General features: G+C 61.7%; 20 protein-coding genes. 4 read left to right on the top strand and 16 right to left on the bottom strand.

Going from position 1 to position 18,996, the window contains the following annotated elements; all coding sequences use genetic code 11:
* Window positions 1-72: 72 nt before the first annotated feature.
* Window positions 73-735: a tyrosine-protein phosphatase gene (locus JK208_RS07175; protein ID WP_211575283.1), complete on the top strand. Its 663-nt coding sequence runs from the start codon at window positions 73-75 to the stop codon at window positions 733-735.
* Between the two features lie 11 nt (window positions 736-746).
* Here the strand turns inward: JK208_RS07175 and JK208_RS07170 are convergent, their stop codons facing one another.
* The 5 genes from JK208_RS07170 to JK208_RS07150 form a co-directional block, all read right to left on the bottom strand.
* The gene (locus JK208_RS07170) at window positions 747-1,229 is read right to left on the bottom strand and encodes a helix-turn-helix transcriptional regulator (RefSeq protein WP_235993316.1); all 483 of its coding nucleotides are present in this window, start codon (window positions 1,227-1,229) and stop codon (window positions 747-749) included.
* A 155-nt stretch (window positions 1,230-1,384) separates the two neighbouring features.
* A complete protein-coding gene (gene lnt, locus JK208_RS07165) occupies window positions 1,385-2,899 on the bottom strand; it encodes an apolipoprotein N-acyltransferase (protein ID WP_211575158.1) in 1,515 nt (504 codons plus the stop codon).
* A 76-nt stretch (window positions 2,900-2,975) separates the two neighbouring features.
* Entirely contained in the window at window positions 2,976-3,806 is an 831-nt protein-coding gene (locus JK208_RS07160) for a GNAT family N-acetyltransferase (RefSeq protein WP_174694226.1), read from the bottom strand.
* 71 nt (window positions 3,807-3,877) lie between these two features.
* Entirely contained in the window at window positions 3,878-4,411 is a 534-nt protein-coding gene (locus JK208_RS07155; protein WP_211575157.1) for a Fur family transcriptional regulator, read from the bottom strand.
* Window positions 4,412-4,516: 105 nt separating this feature from the next.
* A complete protein-coding gene (locus JK208_RS07150; protein ID WP_062029993.1) occupies window positions 4,517-4,924 on the bottom strand; it encodes a MucR family transcriptional regulator in 408 nt (135 codons plus the stop codon).
* 87 nt (window positions 4,925-5,011) lie between these two features.
* Between JK208_RS07150 and JK208_RS07145 the strand changes: the two genes are divergently transcribed.
* Window positions 5,012-5,254 (top strand): sulfurtransferase TusA family protein, encoded by a 243-nt coding sequence (locus JK208_RS07145; RefSeq protein WP_211575156.1) that lies wholly within the window; start codon window positions 5,012-5,014, stop codon window positions 5,252-5,254.
* Here JK208_RS07145 and JK208_RS07140 read toward each other — a convergent pair.
* From JK208_RS07140 to JK208_RS07115, 6 genes are all read right to left on the bottom strand, one after another.
* Window positions 5,241-5,684, bottom strand: a complete 444-nt coding sequence (locus JK208_RS07140; RefSeq protein ID WP_349291967.1) for a GNAT family N-acetyltransferase — start codon at window positions 5,682-5,684, stop codon at window positions 5,241-5,243. The genes JK208_RS07145 and JK208_RS07140 overlap by 14 nt on opposite strands.
* Window positions 5,681-6,319 carry a tRNA (adenosine(37)-N6)-threonylcarbamoyltransferase complex dimerization subunit type 1 TsaB gene (tsaB, locus tag JK208_RS07135; protein WP_349291966.1) on the bottom strand — a complete coding sequence of 213 codons (639 nt, stop codon included), beginning with the start codon at window positions 6,317-6,319 and terminating at the stop codon, window positions 5,681-5,683. The genes JK208_RS07140 and tsaB overlap by 4 nt, the downstream gene beginning before the upstream one ends.
* On the bottom strand, window positions 6,310-6,930 hold the full coding sequence (locus tag JK208_RS07130; RefSeq protein WP_211575155.1) for a malonic semialdehyde reductase: 621 nt from the start codon (window positions 6,928-6,930) through the stop codon (window positions 6,310-6,312). Before JK208_RS07130 ends, tsaB begins: the two co-directional genes overlap by 10 nt.
* A 3-nt stretch (window positions 6,931-6,933) precedes the next feature.
* A complete protein-coding gene (locus JK208_RS07125; RefSeq protein WP_211575275.1) occupies window positions 6,934-7,497 on the bottom strand; it encodes a NifU family protein in 564 nt (187 codons plus the stop codon).
* A 117-nt stretch (window positions 7,498-7,614) separates the two neighbouring features.
* Window positions 7,615-8,991, bottom strand: coding sequence for an ATP-binding protein (locus JK208_RS07120; protein WP_249202017.1), 1,377 nt, complete (start codon window positions 8,989-8,991; stop codon window positions 7,615-7,617).
* 20 nt (window positions 8,992-9,011) lie between these two features.
* Window positions 9,012-9,782: a response regulator gene (locus JK208_RS07115; protein ID WP_099285864.1), complete on the bottom strand. Its 771-nt coding sequence runs from the start codon at window positions 9,780-9,782 to the stop codon at window positions 9,012-9,014.
* Between the two features lie 171 nt (window positions 9,783-9,953).
* Between JK208_RS07115 and fbaA the strand changes: the two genes are divergently transcribed.
* Window positions 9,954-11,030, top strand: a complete 1,077-nt coding sequence (gene fbaA / locus JK208_RS07110) for a class II fructose-bisphosphate aldolase (RefSeq protein ID WP_211575154.1) — start codon at window positions 9,954-9,956, stop codon at window positions 11,028-11,030.
* A gap of 64 nt (window positions 11,031-11,094) precedes the next feature.
* Here the strand turns inward: fbaA and JK208_RS07105 are convergent, their stop codons facing one another.
* Window positions 11,095-12,672 carry an efflux transporter outer membrane subunit gene (locus JK208_RS07105; RefSeq protein ID WP_211575153.1) on the bottom strand — a complete coding sequence of 526 codons (1,578 nt, stop codon included), beginning with the start codon at window positions 12,670-12,672 and terminating at the stop codon, window positions 11,095-11,097.
* Between the two features lie 98 nt (window positions 12,673-12,770).
* Here JK208_RS07105 and JK208_RS07100 point away from each other — a divergent pair, with 98 nt between their 5' ends.
* Window positions 12,771-13,439 (top strand): TetR/AcrR family transcriptional regulator, encoded by a 669-nt coding sequence (locus JK208_RS07100; protein WP_211575152.1) that lies wholly within the window; start codon window positions 12,771-12,773, stop codon window positions 13,437-13,439.
* On the opposite strand, the gene JK208_RS07095 is transcribed toward JK208_RS07100, so the two are convergent.
* The 4 genes from JK208_RS07095 to JK208_RS07080 all read right to left on the bottom strand — a co-directional run bounded on the left by JK208_RS07095 (window position 13,433) and on the right by JK208_RS07080 (window position 18,987).
* Window positions 13,433-15,010: a DHA2 family efflux MFS transporter permease subunit gene (locus JK208_RS07095; RefSeq protein ID WP_211575151.1), complete on the bottom strand. Its 1,578-nt coding sequence runs from the start codon at window positions 15,008-15,010 to the stop codon at window positions 13,433-13,435. The two genes, JK208_RS07100 and JK208_RS07095, sit on opposite strands and share 7 nt — an antisense overlap.
* Complete coding sequence (locus tag JK208_RS07090; RefSeq protein ID WP_062029973.1) at window positions 15,007-16,113, bottom strand: HlyD family secretion protein; 1,107 nt, start codon at window positions 16,111-16,113, stop codon at window positions 15,007-15,009. The genes JK208_RS07095 and JK208_RS07090 overlap by 4 nt, the downstream gene beginning before the upstream one ends.
* 160 nt (window positions 16,114-16,273) lie before the next feature.
* Entirely contained in the window at window positions 16,274-17,758 is a 1,485-nt protein-coding gene (locus JK208_RS07085) for a UdgX family uracil-DNA binding protein (protein WP_211575150.1), read from the bottom strand.
* Complete coding sequence (locus tag JK208_RS07080) at window positions 17,755-18,987, bottom strand: putative DNA modification/repair radical SAM protein (RefSeq protein WP_211575149.1); 1,233 nt, start codon at window positions 18,985-18,987, stop codon at window positions 17,755-17,757. Before JK208_RS07080 ends, JK208_RS07085 begins: the two co-directional genes overlap by 4 nt.
* Window positions 18,988-18,996: the final 9 nt, after the last annotated feature.

Below are 18,996 nucleotides of genomic sequence, written 5' to 3'. Positions count from 1 at the left end.
ATCCCTTTGCAGGATGGGACACAGCGCGTTCCCGCCGCGATCAGCGGCCTGTCCAGCAAGGATGCATTTACCATGTTCGAAGGCCGGATCACGACCCCTGCCACACGGCGGCGCGCCTGGTGGGACAGTCTGTTCGTGGACCATTCCATCTTCCGGCTCGGCTGGACCAATCTCGCCCCCGTCGTGCCGGGCAAGGTCTGGCGCTGCAACCATCCGACGCCCGCGCGGCTGCGGAGCCTGAAGCGGCGACTGCATCTGAAGACGCTCGTGAACCTGCGTGGACATCGCAAATGCGGCTCCGATGCGCTGTCACGCGGGGCTAGCGCAAAACTGGGGCTGACGCATCTCGACATGGCATTCGAAAGCCGGGGCGCGCCGCATCGTGACCGTATCCTACGGTTTTACGACATGTATCAGACGTTGGCTTTTCCCATGCTCATGCACTGCAAATCCGGCGCGGACCGCGCGGGTCTGGCATCCGGGCTGGTACTGATGTTCGAAGGCGGCACGGCTCAGGATGCTCTGGGGCAGTTGCACTGGCGGTTCGGGCATTTCAACCGCTCCCGCACCGGGATCCTGGATGCGTTTTTCCTGCGCTATCAGAAAGAAGCCGAGGGACGTCTGCCGTTTATGGACTGGGTGCGGAACGAGTATGACGAGGACCGTCTGCGCGCCGACTTCAAGGCTGGAAAGCTGGCGTCTTTCGTCAATGACAGCATTCTGCGTCGGGAATAAAGGCCCGGCGTTCAGTCCGCTTTCGGATCTGCCGCGCCGAGGGAGCGGATCAGGTCCAGCATCCGTTTACGGACCGCAGGGTCCGGGATGCGGTAATAGGCCCGCACCAGCTCGACCGTCTCGCGGCGGCTGAACAGGGCGGCCTCGTCCACCGGCAGATCGAACAGGCGGGGCGATGCAGCGCTTCGGGCCGGACGATCGCCAAATGCGGCCTGAGTTTCGGCAAACCCCGTAACCGGTCCCTTGAAAGGCTGGGACTGACCAAAGACGGGAGTGAAAGGCCGGGAAGTCTCAGGGAAAGGCCGCGACGCAAAGGTCCGGGATTCCTGAGCCTCTCGCATATCATCGAAAAAGAAGCCGACCGGCACGTCCAGAATCTGCGCCAGATCGTAAAGACGGCTGGCGCCGACGCGGTTGGCGCCCCGTTCGTACTTCTGGATCTGCTGGAAAGTCAGGCCCAGCGCCTCGCCAAGCTTTTCCTGCGACAACCCCATGAGGGTACGGCGCAGCCTGATCCGGTTGCCTACATGGGCGTCTACAGGCCCGGCCGCAGCAGAACTGCGGGTTTCGGAGCGAGTACGATCCGAGGAAGAGGACTGTTTTTCTGGCACGTCCTGATGGTTAATAAAACTACAACAGCTTGTCAATGTTAACCTTTTTGTGTCGTTCTATGTCGCCTGTGAATCGCAGGAAACAGGGCCAGAATCATGCACAGGATCGCAAGCGTAAGGGGCGTCGCGCGCCCGAAGCGGGAGAAAAATGTCGGGGGAAGCGGCGACGGAATATCGCTGACCAGAACATCGGCCAGCCCCCAGCCCAGACGGGCAGTTTCATGTCCGGTCGCATCATAAATGGCGGAAATTCCGGTATTGTTGGCAAACACGACCGGAAGCCCTTCCTCCACGGCTCGCATCCGCCCCGTAGCGAGATGCTGGCGCGGGCCGGCGCTGTTGCCGTACCAGGCGTCATTTGAAATCGTCACCAGCCAGTCCGGGCGGTCGTTGCGGGCCGTGACGGAGCCAGAGAAAATGATTTCATAGCAGACCATCGGCCCCACGCGCCCCAGACCCGGCAGATCCCATGTCTTCAGACCCGGCCCCGGCGTCAGAACACCGGGCAGCACGTTAAACGGCAGAATCCAGGGTTGGTATTCGCCGAACGGCACCAGACGACTCTTGTCGTAAATGGCCGCAATGCTGCCATCGGGAGCAACCGCGATCAGGCTGTTGAACCAGTCCTTGCCAGACTGGCGGTCCGAGCCAACCAGAGCCGGGGCACCGTCTGCCGCACGGGCGATCATCTGTCGGGCGAGCGTATCTTCGTCCAGAAGGCCGGGGAAGCCGGATTCCGGCCAGATCACCACGGGCGACCGACCGCCCTGCGCATAGGCTTTCTGTGCGCCCTGTGCCGTCAGGCTCAGATAGCGGCGGAAATTGCCGACCGCATCCGCATGGCTGATGACTTCCGCTTCCGGCACGTTGCCCTGCACCAGAACGGCCCGGGGATTGGTGATATTCAGGGGCGTTGCAGTGGACAGTCGCCATGCGCCCGCACCGACCCAGAGCACGCAGACGGCCAGTACCGCCAACGCTGCACGTCTGCCGCGAAACAGCGCAAGTGAGCCGAGCACGAGGGCCAGCGATAGCCCATCCACACCTAGAACGGCGGCGGGCTGAATTAGGACGTCTCCAGCGAGGCCCGGTAGTTCAAGGTCGCTGCCGAGCGGGTTCCACGGAAACCCCGAGAACATGAAGACGCGCCCCATATCCATGACGGTCCAGCTTCCCGCGAACATCAGCACCCGTCGCCAGCCGGGCGGCACTACGCGGCACAGCACGGCCGGAACGCAGATGAACGGCGCGATCAGCAGCGAAACGCCGGGAGACGCAAACGGCACGACCCACCAGAATTCGTGAACACGCGTCAGAATCGCGTTCGTCAGCCAGTAGAGCCCGACGGTGTGGAAGCCCATGCCGAACAGAAAACCGCACCATGCCGCCTGCTTCCACGACCGCGCATCCTCCGACACGCGATACAGGACCATCAGTCCGACAGGCAGCAGGAACAGGAGATGGACCGGAGGCAGGGACAGGGCTGCGAGCGCTCCGGCAAGCAGCATCAATCCGGCGAGCCGCCAGCCACGGACAGGGAGCGTCGAAATCATGGGAGAACCGTCCGGCTGACGAAGGGGCTGAAATAAAAAACAGCCGGACCCTGAAGATCCGGCTGCGGGAAGGCTGTCAGTCGAGGGCGTCGCGCAGGCGGCGTTCGTAATGGCGGTAATACTTGTCCGCCAGAAGTTCGCTCTTCACCAGAACGGCGACATCCGTGGTGTTGAATTGCTCGTCCACTACGGCCCCATCACCGACATAACCGCCCAGACGCAGATAGCCCTTGATCAGCGGCGGCAGCTTGTTGAGGCAGGCGCGGTAGTCCAGCACATGCGGATCGGTGCGCTGCATTTCCACATAACGGTCCGGCAGCGCGCGGATACGCAAGGCCGGGGGAGCCAGATGGTTGTGGTGCATGTAGGTGAGCTGGTCGGCCAGAGCGTCCGGGTCGGTTCCCGGCAGACTGCCGCACCCGAACAGTACATCGATCCGGTGCAGGAAGATGTAGGACGCAATACCGCGCCACAGAAGCTGCATGGCGGAACGGCCGCGATATTCCTTCGCCACGCAGGAGCGACCAACTTCAAGCAGACGTCCGGGAAATTCCGTCAGGGTCGAGATGTCGTATTCGGAAGACGTGTAAAAACGCCCCACCTTCTCCGCGGCATCCGAGCGCAGCAGACGATAGGTTCCGACGACACCGGCGGCACCGGGGCCTTTGTCATGATCGATAACCAGAAGGTGATCGGCCGCCTCGTCGAATTCATCAACGTCACGCTTGGTGCGGAAAGCGCGCTCGTCAGGATGGGCGCCGAGTTCTTCGAAGAAGACGCGATAACGCAGGGCCTGAGCAGCGTCGCGCTCCTCCTCCGTCTCGGCGATGCGCACACCCAGCGTGCCACCACGCAGTTCCTGAAACCCGCCTTCGCGGTTCAGGGACAGGGTGGAGAGCGTCTCCATCTGACGCAGGGTTTCTTCGCTGCTGGCCAGCGTATGCGGAGCGGAAATGGGAGTGCCATCCAGTTTGGTGGTCATGATCCGCTCTTGTTCCTGTTTTCGGGAGGAGATTTTTTCCTGTTTTCGGGCTCGGCACGACGGCCGAACAGCTCGATGCGATGGGAGACGAGGTCAAATCCCAGACGCTGAGCCAGCTGCTCCAGAAGACGGACCGGTTCGTCGTCCTCGAATTCAATGACACGGCCGCTATCCACGTCGATCAGGTGGTAGTGGTTGCCGCTGTCACTGGCTTCATAGCGTGCTCGTCCACCGCCGAAATCGCGACGTTCGAGAATGCCTTTCTCCTCAAGGAGACGCACCGTACGATAGACGGTCGCCACGGAGATGCGGCTGTCGATCTCGGAGGCGCGGCGATAGAGTTCTTCGACGTCGGGGTGATCGTCGGCAATGGACAGGACATGTGCGATGACACGTCTCTGGCCGGTCATTTTCAGACCGCTTTCCACACACAGGCGGGCAATGTGCGAATCATCCGGCACGGGGGAAGAGGAGGCCTTCCGATTCCCGGGGCTGCTGCGTCTCTCAGCGGTTTTCGTATTTGCGACCATATCTGCGGCCTAGCCGAAAAACAGGCGTGTTGTCCACTTTATGGAGCCTGTCGAGGTTTTCCCTGTCGCCGGGATGAAGAAACCGGCGACAGGGAAAGGAGGCTCTCAGTCTTCGCGACGACGGCCGAGGCCGATCTTGCGGGCCAGCGAAGAGCGGTGGTTCGCGTAGTTCGGAGCAACCATCGGGTATTCCGGCGGCAGCCCCCAACGCTCGCGATATTCCTGCGGCGTCATGTTGTAGGCTGTCTTGAGGTGACGGCGCAGCAGCTTCAGCTTCTTTCCGTCTTCAAGGCAGATGATGTAGTCCGGGAAAACCGACTTGCGCGGCGAAACGGCCGGGACCAGCTTCTCGGCAGGAGCCTCTTCCGGAACGTTCACCGTTGCAAGAGAGTCATGAACGGACCGGATCAGGGCCGGAAGAGCGTCAGCCGGAATATCGTTGTTTGATACATAGGCCGTAACGATCTGCGCGGTCAGCTGATGCAGTTCGGGAGCATTTGTCTCTTGCGACATATTAGATAAGTCCTTCATCCTTGAGCGAGTGAGCATGTAGCAGTCATAAATTGCTTCGTTCAAGCATAAAAAGAAAGAAACGAGACTGTGACAGAAAATGAAATATTCTTCATAGATATAACAGAGAAAAAATGCCCCATGACGACTGTATATGTTCGGTCCAAACTCGATGCCATGACTTCGGGACAGAGACTTGACGTGTGGCTCCATGGAACAGAAACACGCAAGAACGTCCGGGCATCAGTGCAGGCACTGGGCCATACAATTCTGGCTGATTCGCCTGTTCCAGACAGGGCGGATCTTTACTGCCTGAGTATCAAAAGGCGTTAGAAACAAGGACCTGCGCGTCACTTCCGTCCCTGTAATAGCCGCGACGCAGGCCGGCTTTTACAAAACCGCATTTTTCATACAGTGCAGCAGCCGAATTGTTACAGACTGCTACTTCCAGAAATACTTGTCCTTTGGGCAGAATGGCCTGCACCAAAGACCTTCCGACACCTCTGCGGCGAAAATATGGATGAACCGCAAGTGTCAGAATTTCCGTTTCATCCAGAACTGTCCGCGAGAGAATGAAACCGGCAGGACTATTGTCGATCAGTGCAATGACGACTTCCGTTCCGTGCATGGATAGTAAATCAATAAAGGACGCCGCACTCCAGACTTCTCCGCCATGAAATGCGGCTTCATGAAGCTCCGCCAGAAGCGGCGCACATTCGATCCCCATCGTCCGCAGCTCAAACGCCGGTTCCGGACTGCTCACAGGGGCAAGGGCCTCAGACCGGCTGCGGGCGGCTTGGCTTCGGGCGGATCGACATAAAGCGGCATCAAGGGACCGGGAGAAACGCCCTGTGCAGCCTGAACGATGCCCAGAGCGGTTGGGGCCTCGCAGGACAGCACGGGACACGGCCAGTCCGATTTTTCGGACACGGCATCGCCCGTCACACAGGCCCAGTCTACGGGGTCGAGATCGACGGTCTGGCTGGCCATGACGGGCCCGTGCGGCGGGTCCACAAACACCCGTCCCCGGCGCGCGATACTGACGCAGACAGCGTCCGGACGACTGAGGGTGGCGCGGATGGCCGCACCGAGCGTGACGCCGATCGTGGGGCAGTTCCAGCCTGCCGCCAGACCTGCGGCCAGTGACAGGGACGAGCGCAGTCCGGTGAAGGATCCCGGACCGAGGACGGCCACAACACGATCAGGGGCCGTGGTCCAGTCGTTCTGCGCCAAAAGATCGCGGATGGCGGGAGCGAAATGCTCGGAAGCGCCGCGCCCCGCCATCAATTTTTCCGCAATAACCCGACCGTCCTCAACCAGAGCCACCAGACTGGTCAGACCGGCCCCTGCCCCGGCCCCATTGAAAACGACCGTCCGTGAAGACCCTGTCACAGACACAGACAGGCTTCTCCGAAGTCCAGACGGGGCGCACGCGGCTCGGCATGGTCGGGGGCAGGTTCGTTTTCCGCCGGATAGCCAAGCCCGACGAGGAAGTTCACGCGCCAGCCGGTGGCGTTCAACAGCGTGTCCTCGACCATGAAGCAGTCAAAGCCGGACATCGGCATGGCGGACAGGCCCAGCATCCGGGCGGCCATGATGAGATAGGCACCTTCGAGCGTACCGTTGCGAAAGGCCGTCTCGTCAGACAGGCCCACATCAGCGGCAAACCAGTCGCGCAGGCCCTCCTGCGGGTTCAGACGGGGCAGCGCTTCAAAAAACAACGGATCATGGCACACGACGGCCAGAACCGGGGCCGCCATGGCGCGAGATACGTTTCCCGGCGACAGCGCGGGGCGGATGCGCTCACGGGCGTCCTGCGTCGTCAGGAAAACGAAGCGACCCGGCGAGCAGTTGCCAGAGGTCGGCCCCAGCTTCACCAGATCGTACAGACGGCGCAGGACATCTTCCCCGACCGGACGCGGCAAGAAGCTGCGCGGCGTCCGGGCCTGCGTGAACAGAGCTTCCGCGCCCGGAACCGGGGCGCAATCAGGAGCTGTCTGGCCGTCCATGATTCAGTCCTCGACCTGTTCGACCGAAGCGACTTCGGGAACATAATGCCGCAGCATGTTCTCGACGCCGTGCTTCAGGGTCGCACGCGAAGAGGGGCAGCCGGAGCATGCGCCCTGCATGGCCAGATAGACCACGCCGTCCTTGTAGCCACGGAACGCGATGTCGCCGCCGTCACCGGCCACGGCAGGGCGCACGCGGGTGTCGAGCAGGTCCTGAATGCGGCTGACGACTTCGGCGTCTTCGGGCGCAACATCATGTTCGGGAACGGACTGTGTTCCCGAAAGAACCGGGCGGCCGCTTTCGAAGAAGGTCGTGATCGTGCCCAGCACGACGGGCTTGAGGTCGCCCCAGCTGATGTCGTCGGACTTCGTGACGGAAACGAAATCGCCGCCAAGGAAGACGCGGCGCACATTCGGCTGCCCGAACAGCGCGGTCGCCAGTTCGGAGCGTCCGAGAGCGACATCGGCATCACCGAAATCGACGGGCCGGGCATCGCCGGTCACGCTGCGGCCGGGCAGGAATTTCAGGGTAGCGGGATTGGGGGTGTCTTCGGTCTCGATGAACATCGTGGTCATGTCCTTGCGTTCCAGTCCGCCCTGACATGTGCCACTTCGCCTCAAGGTGCAAGTGTCGGGACTGCATTGGTCCGACTTCGCGTGTTTTTAACGCTGGAACACGCCCGATCAGACCTGTTCGCCCTGCCCCTCGCCTTTTCCCTCATTTTTCCTTGACGGAGACGGGAGTCCCTTCGGCAGGATGATGGTCGCGCACAGCCCGCCATAGCCTTTCGAGGCGTCTCCGCGCCCGAGAACCAGAGTCCCGCCCTCGCGCGAGATTTCGCGCTGCACGATGGCCAGACCCAGCCCGATTCCCCCCGTCGCCCGCGAGCGTGAGCCCTCCAGACGATAGAAGGGGGCGATCACACGTTCGTATTCGCTTTCAGGGATGCCGGGGCCGCTGTCGCTGATGGCGATTTCCAGCGCGCCATCCTCGCGGGTGCGGAGCGTGGCAAGGACGTTGCCGCCATAGTTGATGGCGTTTTCGATCAGGTTCGACAGGACGCGCTTCATGGCGAGCGGACGGACATGGACCAGTGCGCGGTCCGGCCCTTCGTAATGGGCCTCATGGCCACGATCCACATGGTCGTCCACGAGGGTTTCGAGCGTCGCAACGATATTGATGGTGCGGGGGACTTCGGGATCGTCGGCCCCCGCCAGATAGGCGAGGATGCCGTTCACCATGGCTTCCATCTCGTCCAGATCGGCCTCTATGGCGGCCTGTGCTTCGCCGTCATTGAGAAAGCCGCAGCGCAGGCGCAGGCGCGTCAGGGGCGTTCGCAGATCGTGCGAAACCGCCGCCAGAGCCTGTGTTCTGTCGTTGATGAGACTCTGGATGCGCTCCTGCATCGCATTGATGGCACGGGCGAGGCCGCGGACTTCCGGCGGACCACGCTCAGCCAGCGGCACCCATGTTTCGTTAGAGCCGATGCGGTCGGCGACCGAGGCCAGCGCACGGAGCGGCATACTAAGGCCGCGGATTAGCATGGTCGCAGCAATGGCGACCGCGCCAGCCGCAATCGCTGCCGAGGCCAGACCGCGCGTGACACGGTGATGACCGAGCATCCCCGGCACCCGGAAATGGATGTAGCTTCCATCCGGCAGACGCTGGGACCCCAGCACGTCCGCACTCCCCGGTCCGAGTGTATAGAGGTCCAGATGGGCCTGTTCGAGAATGGGATCGTCCGCTTTCAGACGCCGGACGAGCTGTGTGAGCGCGACGGGGGGATGTCCCGGCAATACGGGCGCGATGGAGGCTGGCTGCCAGGCCACGCTGAGTTCGCTGCCCGAGAGCATAACAGCCAGAAACGATCTCTGGCTGACAGGTGCCGCAGCCAGCACCCGCAGATCCGTGCTCAGCGCCTCGCCAAGCTGGGCGATACGCACGTCATCGACGATATAGGTTTCAGCCTGACCGTAGAAAATGGCGTTCGTCAGAAACACCAGTGTCACTGCGACGGTCAGGACAACGCAGACGCGCCCGACCAGCCCCAGCGGCCACAGCAGAATGCGATTCTGAATATTCAGACCCGTTCAACCTCTGCCACGAAGATGTATCCAAGGCCGCGCACGGTCCGGATGAGCTGGTCGGCGTCCGAGCCCAGCTTGCGGCGCAAGCGGCTGACGAGAACATCGATGCTCCGGTCCGACACATCCCCCAGACGGGTCCGCGACAGTTCCAGCAGACGATCACGCGCGATGACACGCTGCGGATTGTCCAGAAAGCTGGTCAGCAGGTCATGTTCCGCGCCGGAGATATCGACGGTCGCGCCCGACGGGTCCGTCAGTTCGCGGCGGCGCAGATCAAGCGTCCAGCCTGCAAAACGCAGCGTCTCACGGCGGACACGCTCCTGCGGGGCGCCGGTGGTGGCGATGCCGCGACGCAGCACGGCCCGCACACGCGCCAGAAGTTCACGCTGTCCGAACGGCTTGGGGACGTAATCATCCGCGCCCGATTCGAGACCGGTCACGCGATCGCGCTCTTCGCCCCGTGCGGAAACCATGATGATCGGCACCTGGGCGGGAGGCGTCTCGTTTTCATGCTGGGCACCCTGCCCGCTGCGAAGCGCGCGGCACAGTTCGATGCCACTTTTGCCCGGCAGCATGATGTCCATGATGATGAGATCGACGGGTGCGACTTCAAGCGCGGCCCACATCTCCTCCCCACAGGCAACACCCCGTGCGCGGAAGCCGCCGCCCTGAAGGGCACGGAGGATGAGGGTCCGCATTCCGGCGTCATCTTCGACGACGAGGATACGGGCGGGAAGATCTGGGTCGGAAAGATTTGGCACCATGTCTTTTTCCATAGTCTCCACAGGGCGGGCATCACAAGCGACAAATCCTGACAATAAATCTTTCAGTGATTTGAAGGCTCATGACGAAAACCGATTGGCATCGTACAGTACAACGCATTACAGCCGCACCCGTTTTGCTGGCCTGTTTCATGCGTTCAGTTGGAGCCGCCAATGTCAAGAGTTTCACCCGGCGTCGTCAGTGGCGCCAGTTATACGGCCCTTATCAAGGCCTGCCATGAAGGGGGCTATGCCCTTCCCGCCATCAATGTCGTCGGCACCGACAGCGTCAATGCCGTTCTGGAAGCGGCGGCCCGGAATGGATCGGACGTCGTCATTCAGGTCTCGAATGGTGGCGCGCGTTTTTATGCCGGCGAAGGCCTGCCCGACGCCCATCGCGCCCGCGTGCTCGGCGCGGCCTCGATGGCACGCCACGTCCATCTTCTGGCGAAGGAATACGGCATCGCCGTCATCCTTCATACCGATCATGCCGACCGTAAGCTGATCCCCTGGCTCGACGACCTCATCACCCTGAGCGAGGAAGAGTTCCGGACGACCGGCAAGCCGCTGTTTACGTCCCACATGCTCGATCTGTCCGCAGAACCTCTTGAAGAGAACCTTGCGACGTCAGTCGCAATGCTCAAGCGGCTTGCCCCTCTGGGAATGGGACTGGAAATCGAACTGGGCGTGACCGGCGGCGAGGAAGATGGCGTGGGCCACGACCTCGAAGATGGTGCGGACAACGCCCATCTCTACACCCAGCCCGAAGATGTTCTGAAAGCGTGGAACCTGCTTTCCCCGATCGGAACCGTGTCGATTGCCGCGTCTTTCGGCAACGTGCATGGCGTTTACAAGCCGGGCAATGTGCAGCTTCGCCCTGAGATTCTGAAGAACTCGCAGGAAGCGGTCGAGCAGGCCACGCAAAGCGGTCCCAAGCCGCTGCCGCTGGTGTTCCACGGCGGTTCAGGCTCGACGCTTGCGGAAATCGACGCCGCAGTGTCCTACGGCGTGTTCAAGATGAACCTCGATACCGACATCCAGTTCGCGTTCGCACAGGGCGTGGGCCACTATGTTCTGGAGCATCCGGTCGCGTTCCAGCACCAGATCGACCCCAGCACCGACAAGCCGATGAAGTCCCTTTACGATCCGCGCAAATGGCTGCGCGTGGGAGAGAAATCCATCGTCGGCCGACTGAACGAAGCCTTCGAGATTCTGGGCTCGAAAGGCCGGTCCGTCGCACATAAAGCCTAACGGATAAGGGCCTGACGGGACCGGCTTGCGGGAGGCTTAAGCCTCCCGTTCAGGAGCTTTCCGTTCAGGGACCGGGCGTTGCGGAGGCGAGCTGTGCTTTCGCCACGTCCGGATTGTTTGGGAGAGCGTCTTCCCAGCCACCGCCGAGCGCATTGTAAAGACGCGTCAGGTTTGTCGCCAGCGTGGCGTCGCTGCTGACCAGGTCAAGCTGGGCGGACTGAAGCTGTGACTGCGCGTTCAGGACGTTCAGATAGTTCGTCAGGCCGCTGCGATACTGGCTCTGCGCCAGCATGAGGGCATGGGTGTTGTCGTTGACAGCCGCCTGAAGGCCCTGACGATGGAGCTGCTCATCCCGATACGCGATCAGCGCATTGTCCACATCATGCCAGGCCTTGATGACGGTCTGCTGATAGGAAATCGCCGCTGCTTTCTGGGCGTATTTCTTCAGCTCAAGTTGTCCGTACAGCCGTCCGCCCTGAAAGATCGGGAGCGAAATGGACGGCCCGACATTCCAGGCGCGCGCATTCCAGAACCCCAGATCGCGGAACGACAGGGTCTGGAACCCGAAATCGGCGTTGATCGTGACCTTCGGATAGAAATCCGCCGTGGCCTCGCCCACCTCGGCCACCGCACCACGCAGATGGGCCTCGGCCTCGCGAATATCCGGACGGCGCTGGGCCAGTTCGGACGGAATACCAACGGGCACCACAGGCGGCACGACCGGCACGCCGGCGTTCTTGTCCAGCTCGGCATTCAGGCTGCCCGGAGGGGCGCCCAGAAGCAGCGCAAGCGCGTTTTCTTCCTGCGCCACAGCCTGTTCAAGCTGCGCTTCCTGACCCTGCGTGTCATGCAGACGGCCCTGAGCGGAGTCCACATCCAGCTCCGTCACCAGACCGCCATGATAGCGCTCCTGCGCGATGGAGGTGATCTGCGTGAGAACCCGCAGATTGTCACGCAGGATCTTCAGACGCTGCTGGTCGCCACGCAGGCCCATATAGCCCCGCGCCATGTCGGCCTGCTGGGCGATGAGAATGGAGCGCCGCTCCTCGTCCGTGGCCTGAAGATCGGCCTTGGCGGCGTCATACTGATGCGCGACACGGCCCCACAGATCGATTTCATAGGTCGCGTCAATCGCGCTGCGCCACTGGTTCAGCAGCGGAACCGTGGCACCATCGGCCCCTCCCTGAAGGAGTGGTCCGACCGAAGATCCGAGGGTGTTACCAGCGGACTTCGCGATATTGCCGCCCACCCGGCTGATGATCTCCTGCATTTCCTTGGTGCTGTACTGGCTGCGCTGATATGAACCCGAGGCGCTCAGGGCCGGGAAGCGCTCGGCCCCCGCCATGATGAGCTGCGCGCGGCTCTGCGCCAGATTGGCGGTCGCAAGGCGGAAGGACAGGTTCTGATTGACCAGACGCGCTTCCAGAGACGTCAGTTCGGGATCATGGAAAACCTGCCACCAGCGACTGTCGGCCTTCATCTCGCTGATGATGCTGTCGGGCGCACCCGCCATATGATCCGTATAGTGGGCGGGCGACCAGGGTTTGGGCGCGTGATATTCAGGCCCCACCATGAGGCAGCCGGACAGGGTGAACAGGGCGCAGCCGCAAAGCAGCGCGCGGGAAGTGAAGGCTGCGCTCACAAAGAAACTCCTGAAGCGGAAATGATCTTGCAGTGACCGACCGGTTCGGTCAGCATGTTAGAGAGACGACCTGACGGACAGAAGGATTTTTCGCTCACATGACGGGCATCACGGACGACGGCCACGCGGACACTCCCGACGGATCGACCAACACCGATCCTGCGGGAAACGCCAAGCGCGAACAGATTCTGAAGGGCGCCGGAACGATCTTTCTGGCGGACGGCTACGAAGGCGCGTCCATGTCCCGCATCGCGCAGATGGCCGGCGTGTCCAAGGGAACGCTCTACAACCATTTCGATGGCAAGGCGTCCCTGTTTTCCGCGTTCTTCGAGGAACAGGCCCGCTGCCATCTGGCGCCCATCGAAGCGCTGTCGCACGGCAGTGAACAATCCATCCGCGTGACGTTGATCCGCTTTGCAGACATGACGGTTCATCTGCTGATTTCGCCGATGGCGCTGGGACTGCATCGCATCATCGTCAGCGAAGTCGAAAAATTTCCCAATCTGGCCGATACGTTCTGGCGCTACGGTTTTGGCCGAACGCTCAGCAACCTGACGGAATATCTTGCGCGCAGCGTGGCCCTCGGGGAACTGGAGATTGCTGATCCGAGCCTCTCGGCCGAGCAGTTCATGCTCATGTGTCAGGCCCGCATCATCCAGCACCGACGCTTCGGACTGCCGGTCGATGACAGCGATGCCGCCATCGCGGAATTCGCCGCCTTTACCGCTGACAGCTTCCTGAAGATCTACGAACCGCGCCATCAGTGACCGCCGCCTGAGGCCTGAGCCGCCTTCTTGCCGTTGGGAGACAGCAGGAAGCACAGCGGCACCACGAACAGCGCAATCACGCCAATCCAGCAGAAGACCTCATTATAAGCCAGCATGGCGACCTGAGAGGTGAATTCCTGAAAGGTCCGGTAGAGGGCGAACTGATGCGCCTGCGCGGCCGGGAACCCGTGCGCCTCCGCGACCTTCTGCGCATTGGCAATATAGGAATTAAGCCCCGGATTGGCCGCCGTCATGTGATCCGTGACATAGGTCTGATGACGCTGCCGGGTCTCGATGATTGCCGCCGTCGCCAGAGAGATGGCGAGGGAGCCGACATAGTTCCGGGCCATCGAGAACAGGGCGGACGCATCGGCATTCAGTTCGCGCGGCAGAGTTGAGTACGCGATTGTCGAAATCGGCACGAACAGGAACGCCAGCGAGGCCGTCTGGCTGATGCGGTAGAGCATCAGATGTCTGAAATCGATCGCGGCATAGAGGTTCGAGGCCTGAAACATGGCCATGCCCATCGCGAAAAATCCGAACGCAATGAGGTAGCGCATCTGGATGAACTTCATCAGGATGCCCACGATCGGGATCAGACAGATCACCGCCACACCGCCCGGCGCCAGAAGCAGACCCGAAGTGGTCGCGGTATAGTCGAGCACCTGCTGGGCAAACTGCGGCACGACAATCGCCGAAGCATAGAGCGTCGCACCGACCATCGAAATCAGGAACGTCCCGACCGCGAAGTTGCGGTCCTTGAAGACCGACAGGCGAACCAGCGGGTTCTTCGCATAGCACAGCCACAGAATGGCCCCGAGGACGCCGATCACACCCAGCACGGCCATGGTCACGATAAAGGGCGAACCGAACCAGTCGTCATCCTCACCACGATCGCACATGACTTCGAGACAGCCGAGGCCGAGCGTAATCAGACTGATGCCGATCACGTCCACCTTCTCGCGCTTCATGCGTTCCCACGGCGGATCTTCGACGAAAGCCGTCACGGCCATCACCGTCAGGATGCCGAAGGGCACGTTGACGAAGAAAATCCAGCGCCAGGAGAAATTATCGGTCAGATAGCCGCCCAGCATCGGACCCAGAACCGGTCCGACGATGGTGGCAATGGCCGTCAGGCCGAACGCCGCCCCGCGCTTTTCAGGCGGGAACGTGTCGAGAATGATGGACTGCTGGCTGGGTTGCAGACCGCCCCCGAAGAAGCCCTGCATGAGCCGGAACACCACCAACATCGGCAGCGATGTCGCCAGTCCGCACAGGAAGGACGAGACGGTGAACATCGTGATGCAGATCAGGAAGTAGCGTTTGCGGCCAAAGAACCGCGACAGCCAGCCCGAAATCGTCAGCACGATGCCGTTCGCCACCAGGTAGGACGTCAGCGCCCAGGTGGCGTCATCATACGAACTGCCGAGCGATCCCGCGATATGCGGCAGCGCCACGTTGACGATGGTGGTGTCCAGCACCTCCATAAAGGCCGCCAGCGTGACCGTGACGGCCACAAGCCACGGATTGTGACTGGGTTTCCAGTCCTGATGCCCGGCAGTATCACTCATTTCACATAAACCGTCGGCTCGACAGACAGGCCAAGGGCCAGCGGAAGGTTCGGGTCAAGTCCACTGTCCACCACGATCTTGACCGGGATGCGCTGGACCGTTTTCACGAAGTTTCCGGTCGCGTTTTCAGGAGGGAAGGCGCTGAAGGATTCACCCGAGCCAAGCTGGATGGAATCCACATGGCCATGCAGTTTGAGCTGCGGGTAGGCATCGACGTCGATATCCACCTTCTGCCCGGGACGCATGTGGGTGAGCTGCGTTTCCTTGTAGTTCGCCACGATCCAGACTTCCGGCTCGACGATGGAGAACATCTCCTGCCCGACCTGCATGTAATCGCCACGCTCAACGTTACGCTGGGAAATCCAGCCGTCATGCGGGGCGCGCACTTCCGTCCATTCGAGGTTCAGGCGGGCCTGCGTCAGCTCTGCATTGGCGGATGCGAGGGAGGCCTGTTCCTGCGTGACGCGGGCATCGGCACTGGCCACGTTTTCCTTGACCGGCTCGGCCTGCGTGAGCTGACCCTGGGCCTGAAGGACGCGGGCCTTCGCCTGGTCCAGCGCAGCACGGGCATAGTCGATATCCTGCTGCGACGTGGCAGCACGGGCCACCGAACGCTGGCGACGGTAATCGGCTTCCGCCTTGATGAGTTCCGCCTGAACGGCAGCGAGGTTGCCCTGCGCCGTGACGAGCTGTCCGGGAAAGTTCTTGTGCGCCACGGCCAGCATGAGCTGATAGGCGTCAATATTGGCCTTCGCCTGAGACACGGCGGCTTCGGCCTTGTTTAGAGAAGCAGCGTAGTCCCGGCTATCGATTCTCACGAGCAGGTCACCGGCGTGGACGAACTGGTTATCATTCACCAGAAGCTGCGTAACGTACCCGTTGACGTGAGGGGCTATGGCGATCTTGCGACCGGCCGTGTAGGCGTCATCCGTCTCGATATTGTTGCGGGTCAGGAAAAGATAGGCCCCGATACCCACGAGAACCAGAACCACCAGCAGGATCAACGCGATCCGGACAAGGGGATTGCGCTTTTTCTGCGGCTTTCCGTTCTTGTCGGATGTCGTGCCATCCTGCGCGTGATCGGCCTGATCGCCTTGCGCCATAATGTTTTTCTCGCTTTGAAAACAGGTCTGTCAGATCGTGACCGGGCTTGCTGTGCGGGGTTTGGAACCCTCCGCTGACCGATCGGTTCGGTCATCCATGACATATCGCCTCGCAGCCTTCAAGCTGGAAAAAACTGATCCGTTTCCAATTTCATATCCCTTACACTTTCGGGCGCCCGCAAAAATCCCGTAGACGCGCAAGGCCCTCTCCGAAGCGCTGCCGTTCGATCTCTCCCTGTGCGCTGTCCCCAAGACGCAGCAGCCAGGACGGGTGAGCCAGCGCCAGACGCTGGACGGCATTTTCGCCCTCTCCCGCCGTCCAGAGCGTTCCGCGCCGCTCCGCCATCGCCCTGCCCGGACCATCCAGCGCCTTCAATGCTGTAGCCCCAAGCGAAACAATAAGTTTGGGCCGAACCAGCGCGATTTCCTGCTCCAGCCAAGGGCGGCAGGCCGCGACATGCGCCTCATCCGGGCTCTGATGGATGCGGCGGCGCCCCTGAAGACGGAAGCGGAAATGCTTGACCGCATTCGTCAGATACAGCGTACGGCGATCGACCCCGACCTTTTCCAGTGCCTCCTGCAAAACCTGTCCCGCCGGACCAACGAAGGGCCGTCCCGCCAGATCTTCCTGATCGCCCGGCTGTTCGCCAACGACCATGATCCGCGCATCGACTGGCCCCTCCCCGACGACGGCCTGCGTGGCCGCACAGTGCAGCGGGCAGGCGGTGCAGGTCCGAATTTTCGCCGCCAGATCTTCAGGCGTGTCCGAAAGAGGTTTGACGGGAAGATTGTCGCGGGAGCGCAGCCGGTCGTGAAAAGTCGGAGCTGGCAGAGGCACCTGTTCGGCCATGGCCCGAACGCGCGCTTCAGCCCCGGCCACAAGCTGAGGGATCAGGCGCGTTTCGGGCAGGTTTTTCCAGTAGCGACCCGGCATCTCACGCCGCATGGCTTTCGTGCGGACGCGGGCCGGATTAAACGTAGAGGCATAATAAGTGTTCCACAGATCCCCGAACCCGTCATCCAGTTCCGGCTGTTCACAGGGTTCGGCAGAACAGGCCAGATCCTTCCCGTCCCAGCGGATGGAGCCGCGAGGGGTCAGGATCATCCAGTCCATGTCCGCAAAGCGCTTGGCAAAGAACGGGGCGACCCGTTCGAGAATATGATGCTGCGGCTCGAACCAGGCGAGGAACCGTCGACGTCCCCCTCCCCCGGCCTGCGCCGGCAGTTCGCGAAAGCGGACAAAGGCCGTCATCTTGTGACAGTCCTGCCGGTTCTGCCGGATCATGATCCGCGCTTTTGCGATATCGGCATCCGTCGCCACATCCAGCAGATGCGGATTGCCCTGAACGCGCCATGCGATCCGATAAGCAAGCGCGAACCGGCCGGGATCGGAATGGCACAGCATGTCCCGCAGCAACGCGATGCAGGACGCGCGCAATGTCACGCTTTTCAGGACGGGCCCCTCCGTCAGCGCCACCATGCCGTCGCTATCATTGGTCTGCTGCACGAACAGATCCGTCTCGCCGCCCCTGATCCGCCAGTCGAGGGCCTCCGGCGGAATCGCACGCTGCAACGCAGAACGCGCCATCTCCCGCCAAGGCTCAAAGGCTGCGTTGTCCTCAAGGGTCAGGACGTAACGTGTCACAAAAGATTCATCTGCCGGGGCGCGGGGCTGAACAGGCTGCGCAGGTCGTGCCGGTCCGTAAGGCGGGCGGGACTCCAACCCGGCGTCTGCACAAAGGGCCGAACCTTGCGGATGGACACGTTCAGCCTGGCCAGATCCTCCAACCGCACGACCTGATGCCGCCGCGCCCTGAGAATAGCAGCCACGGCTTTCACCCCCAGCCCCGGCACCCGCAGCAGCATTTCCTTGGGCGCGCGGTTCAGATCCAACGGAAACAACGCCCGGTTATCCAGAGCCCAGGCCAGTTTGGGGTCCAACTCCAGATCCAGCATCCCGTCCGCACGCCCGGCCGTCAGTTCCCCGAAAGCAAATCCGTAGAACCGGAACAGCCAGTCCGCCTGATAGAGCCTGTGTTCGCGCTGAAGCGGCGGACTTTTCGCAGGCAACAGAGCGGACGCATCGGGGATGGGGCTGAAGGCAGAGTAATAGACGCGCCTCAGACCATAAGAGCCGTAGAGATTGGCGCTGCTGGCCAGAATATCCTGATCGGACGCTGCATCCGCCCCCACGATCATCTGCGTGCTCTGCCCCCCCGGCGAAAACCGTTCGGCCCGGCGTCCGGTATGACTACGGTCCTTGCCCGCATCAATCTTCAGCCGCATCTCCCCCATCGCCTGCCGGATACCGCCCGCTTTTTTCTGCGGCGCATACTGCTCCAGCCCCGCCACGGTCGGCATTTCCACATTGATCGAGAGCCGATCCGCATAGCGCCCCGCCTCTTCCAGCAGACGCGGCGACGCATCGGGAATGGTCTTGAGATGGATATAGCCTCGAAACCCGTGCTTTAGACGCAGGTCCCGCGCCACCTGCACAAGCTGCTCCATCGTGTGATCGGACGACCGGATAATGCCTGAAGACAGAAACAGCCCCTCAATGCAGTTGCGCCGATAGAACTCCAGCGTCAGCCACACGACTTCCTCGGGCGTAAAGCGGGCGCGCTCCACATTCGAGGACGACCGGTTGATGCAGTAGGCGCAGTCATAGACGCAGAAATTGGTCAGCAGGATCTTGAGCAGCGACACGCACCGCCCGTCCGGCGTATAGGAATGGCAGATCCCGTTTCCGGTCGTGGACCCAAGCCCCCCGCTCCTTGCGGAGTCCCGACGCGTCGAACCGCTCGACGCACAGGAGGCATCGTATTTCGCCGCATCGGAGAGAATCGCCAGTCTCTGGGAGAGTGTTTTCTTCATGTCATGTTC

The organism is Gluconobacter sp. Dm-74 (assembly GCF_018256135.1).
Classification (GTDB): Bacteria; Pseudomonadota; Alphaproteobacteria; order Acetobacterales; family Acetobacteraceae; genus Gluconobacter; species Gluconobacter cadivus.
This window is presented reverse-complemented; position numbering and strand designations above follow the sequence as displayed.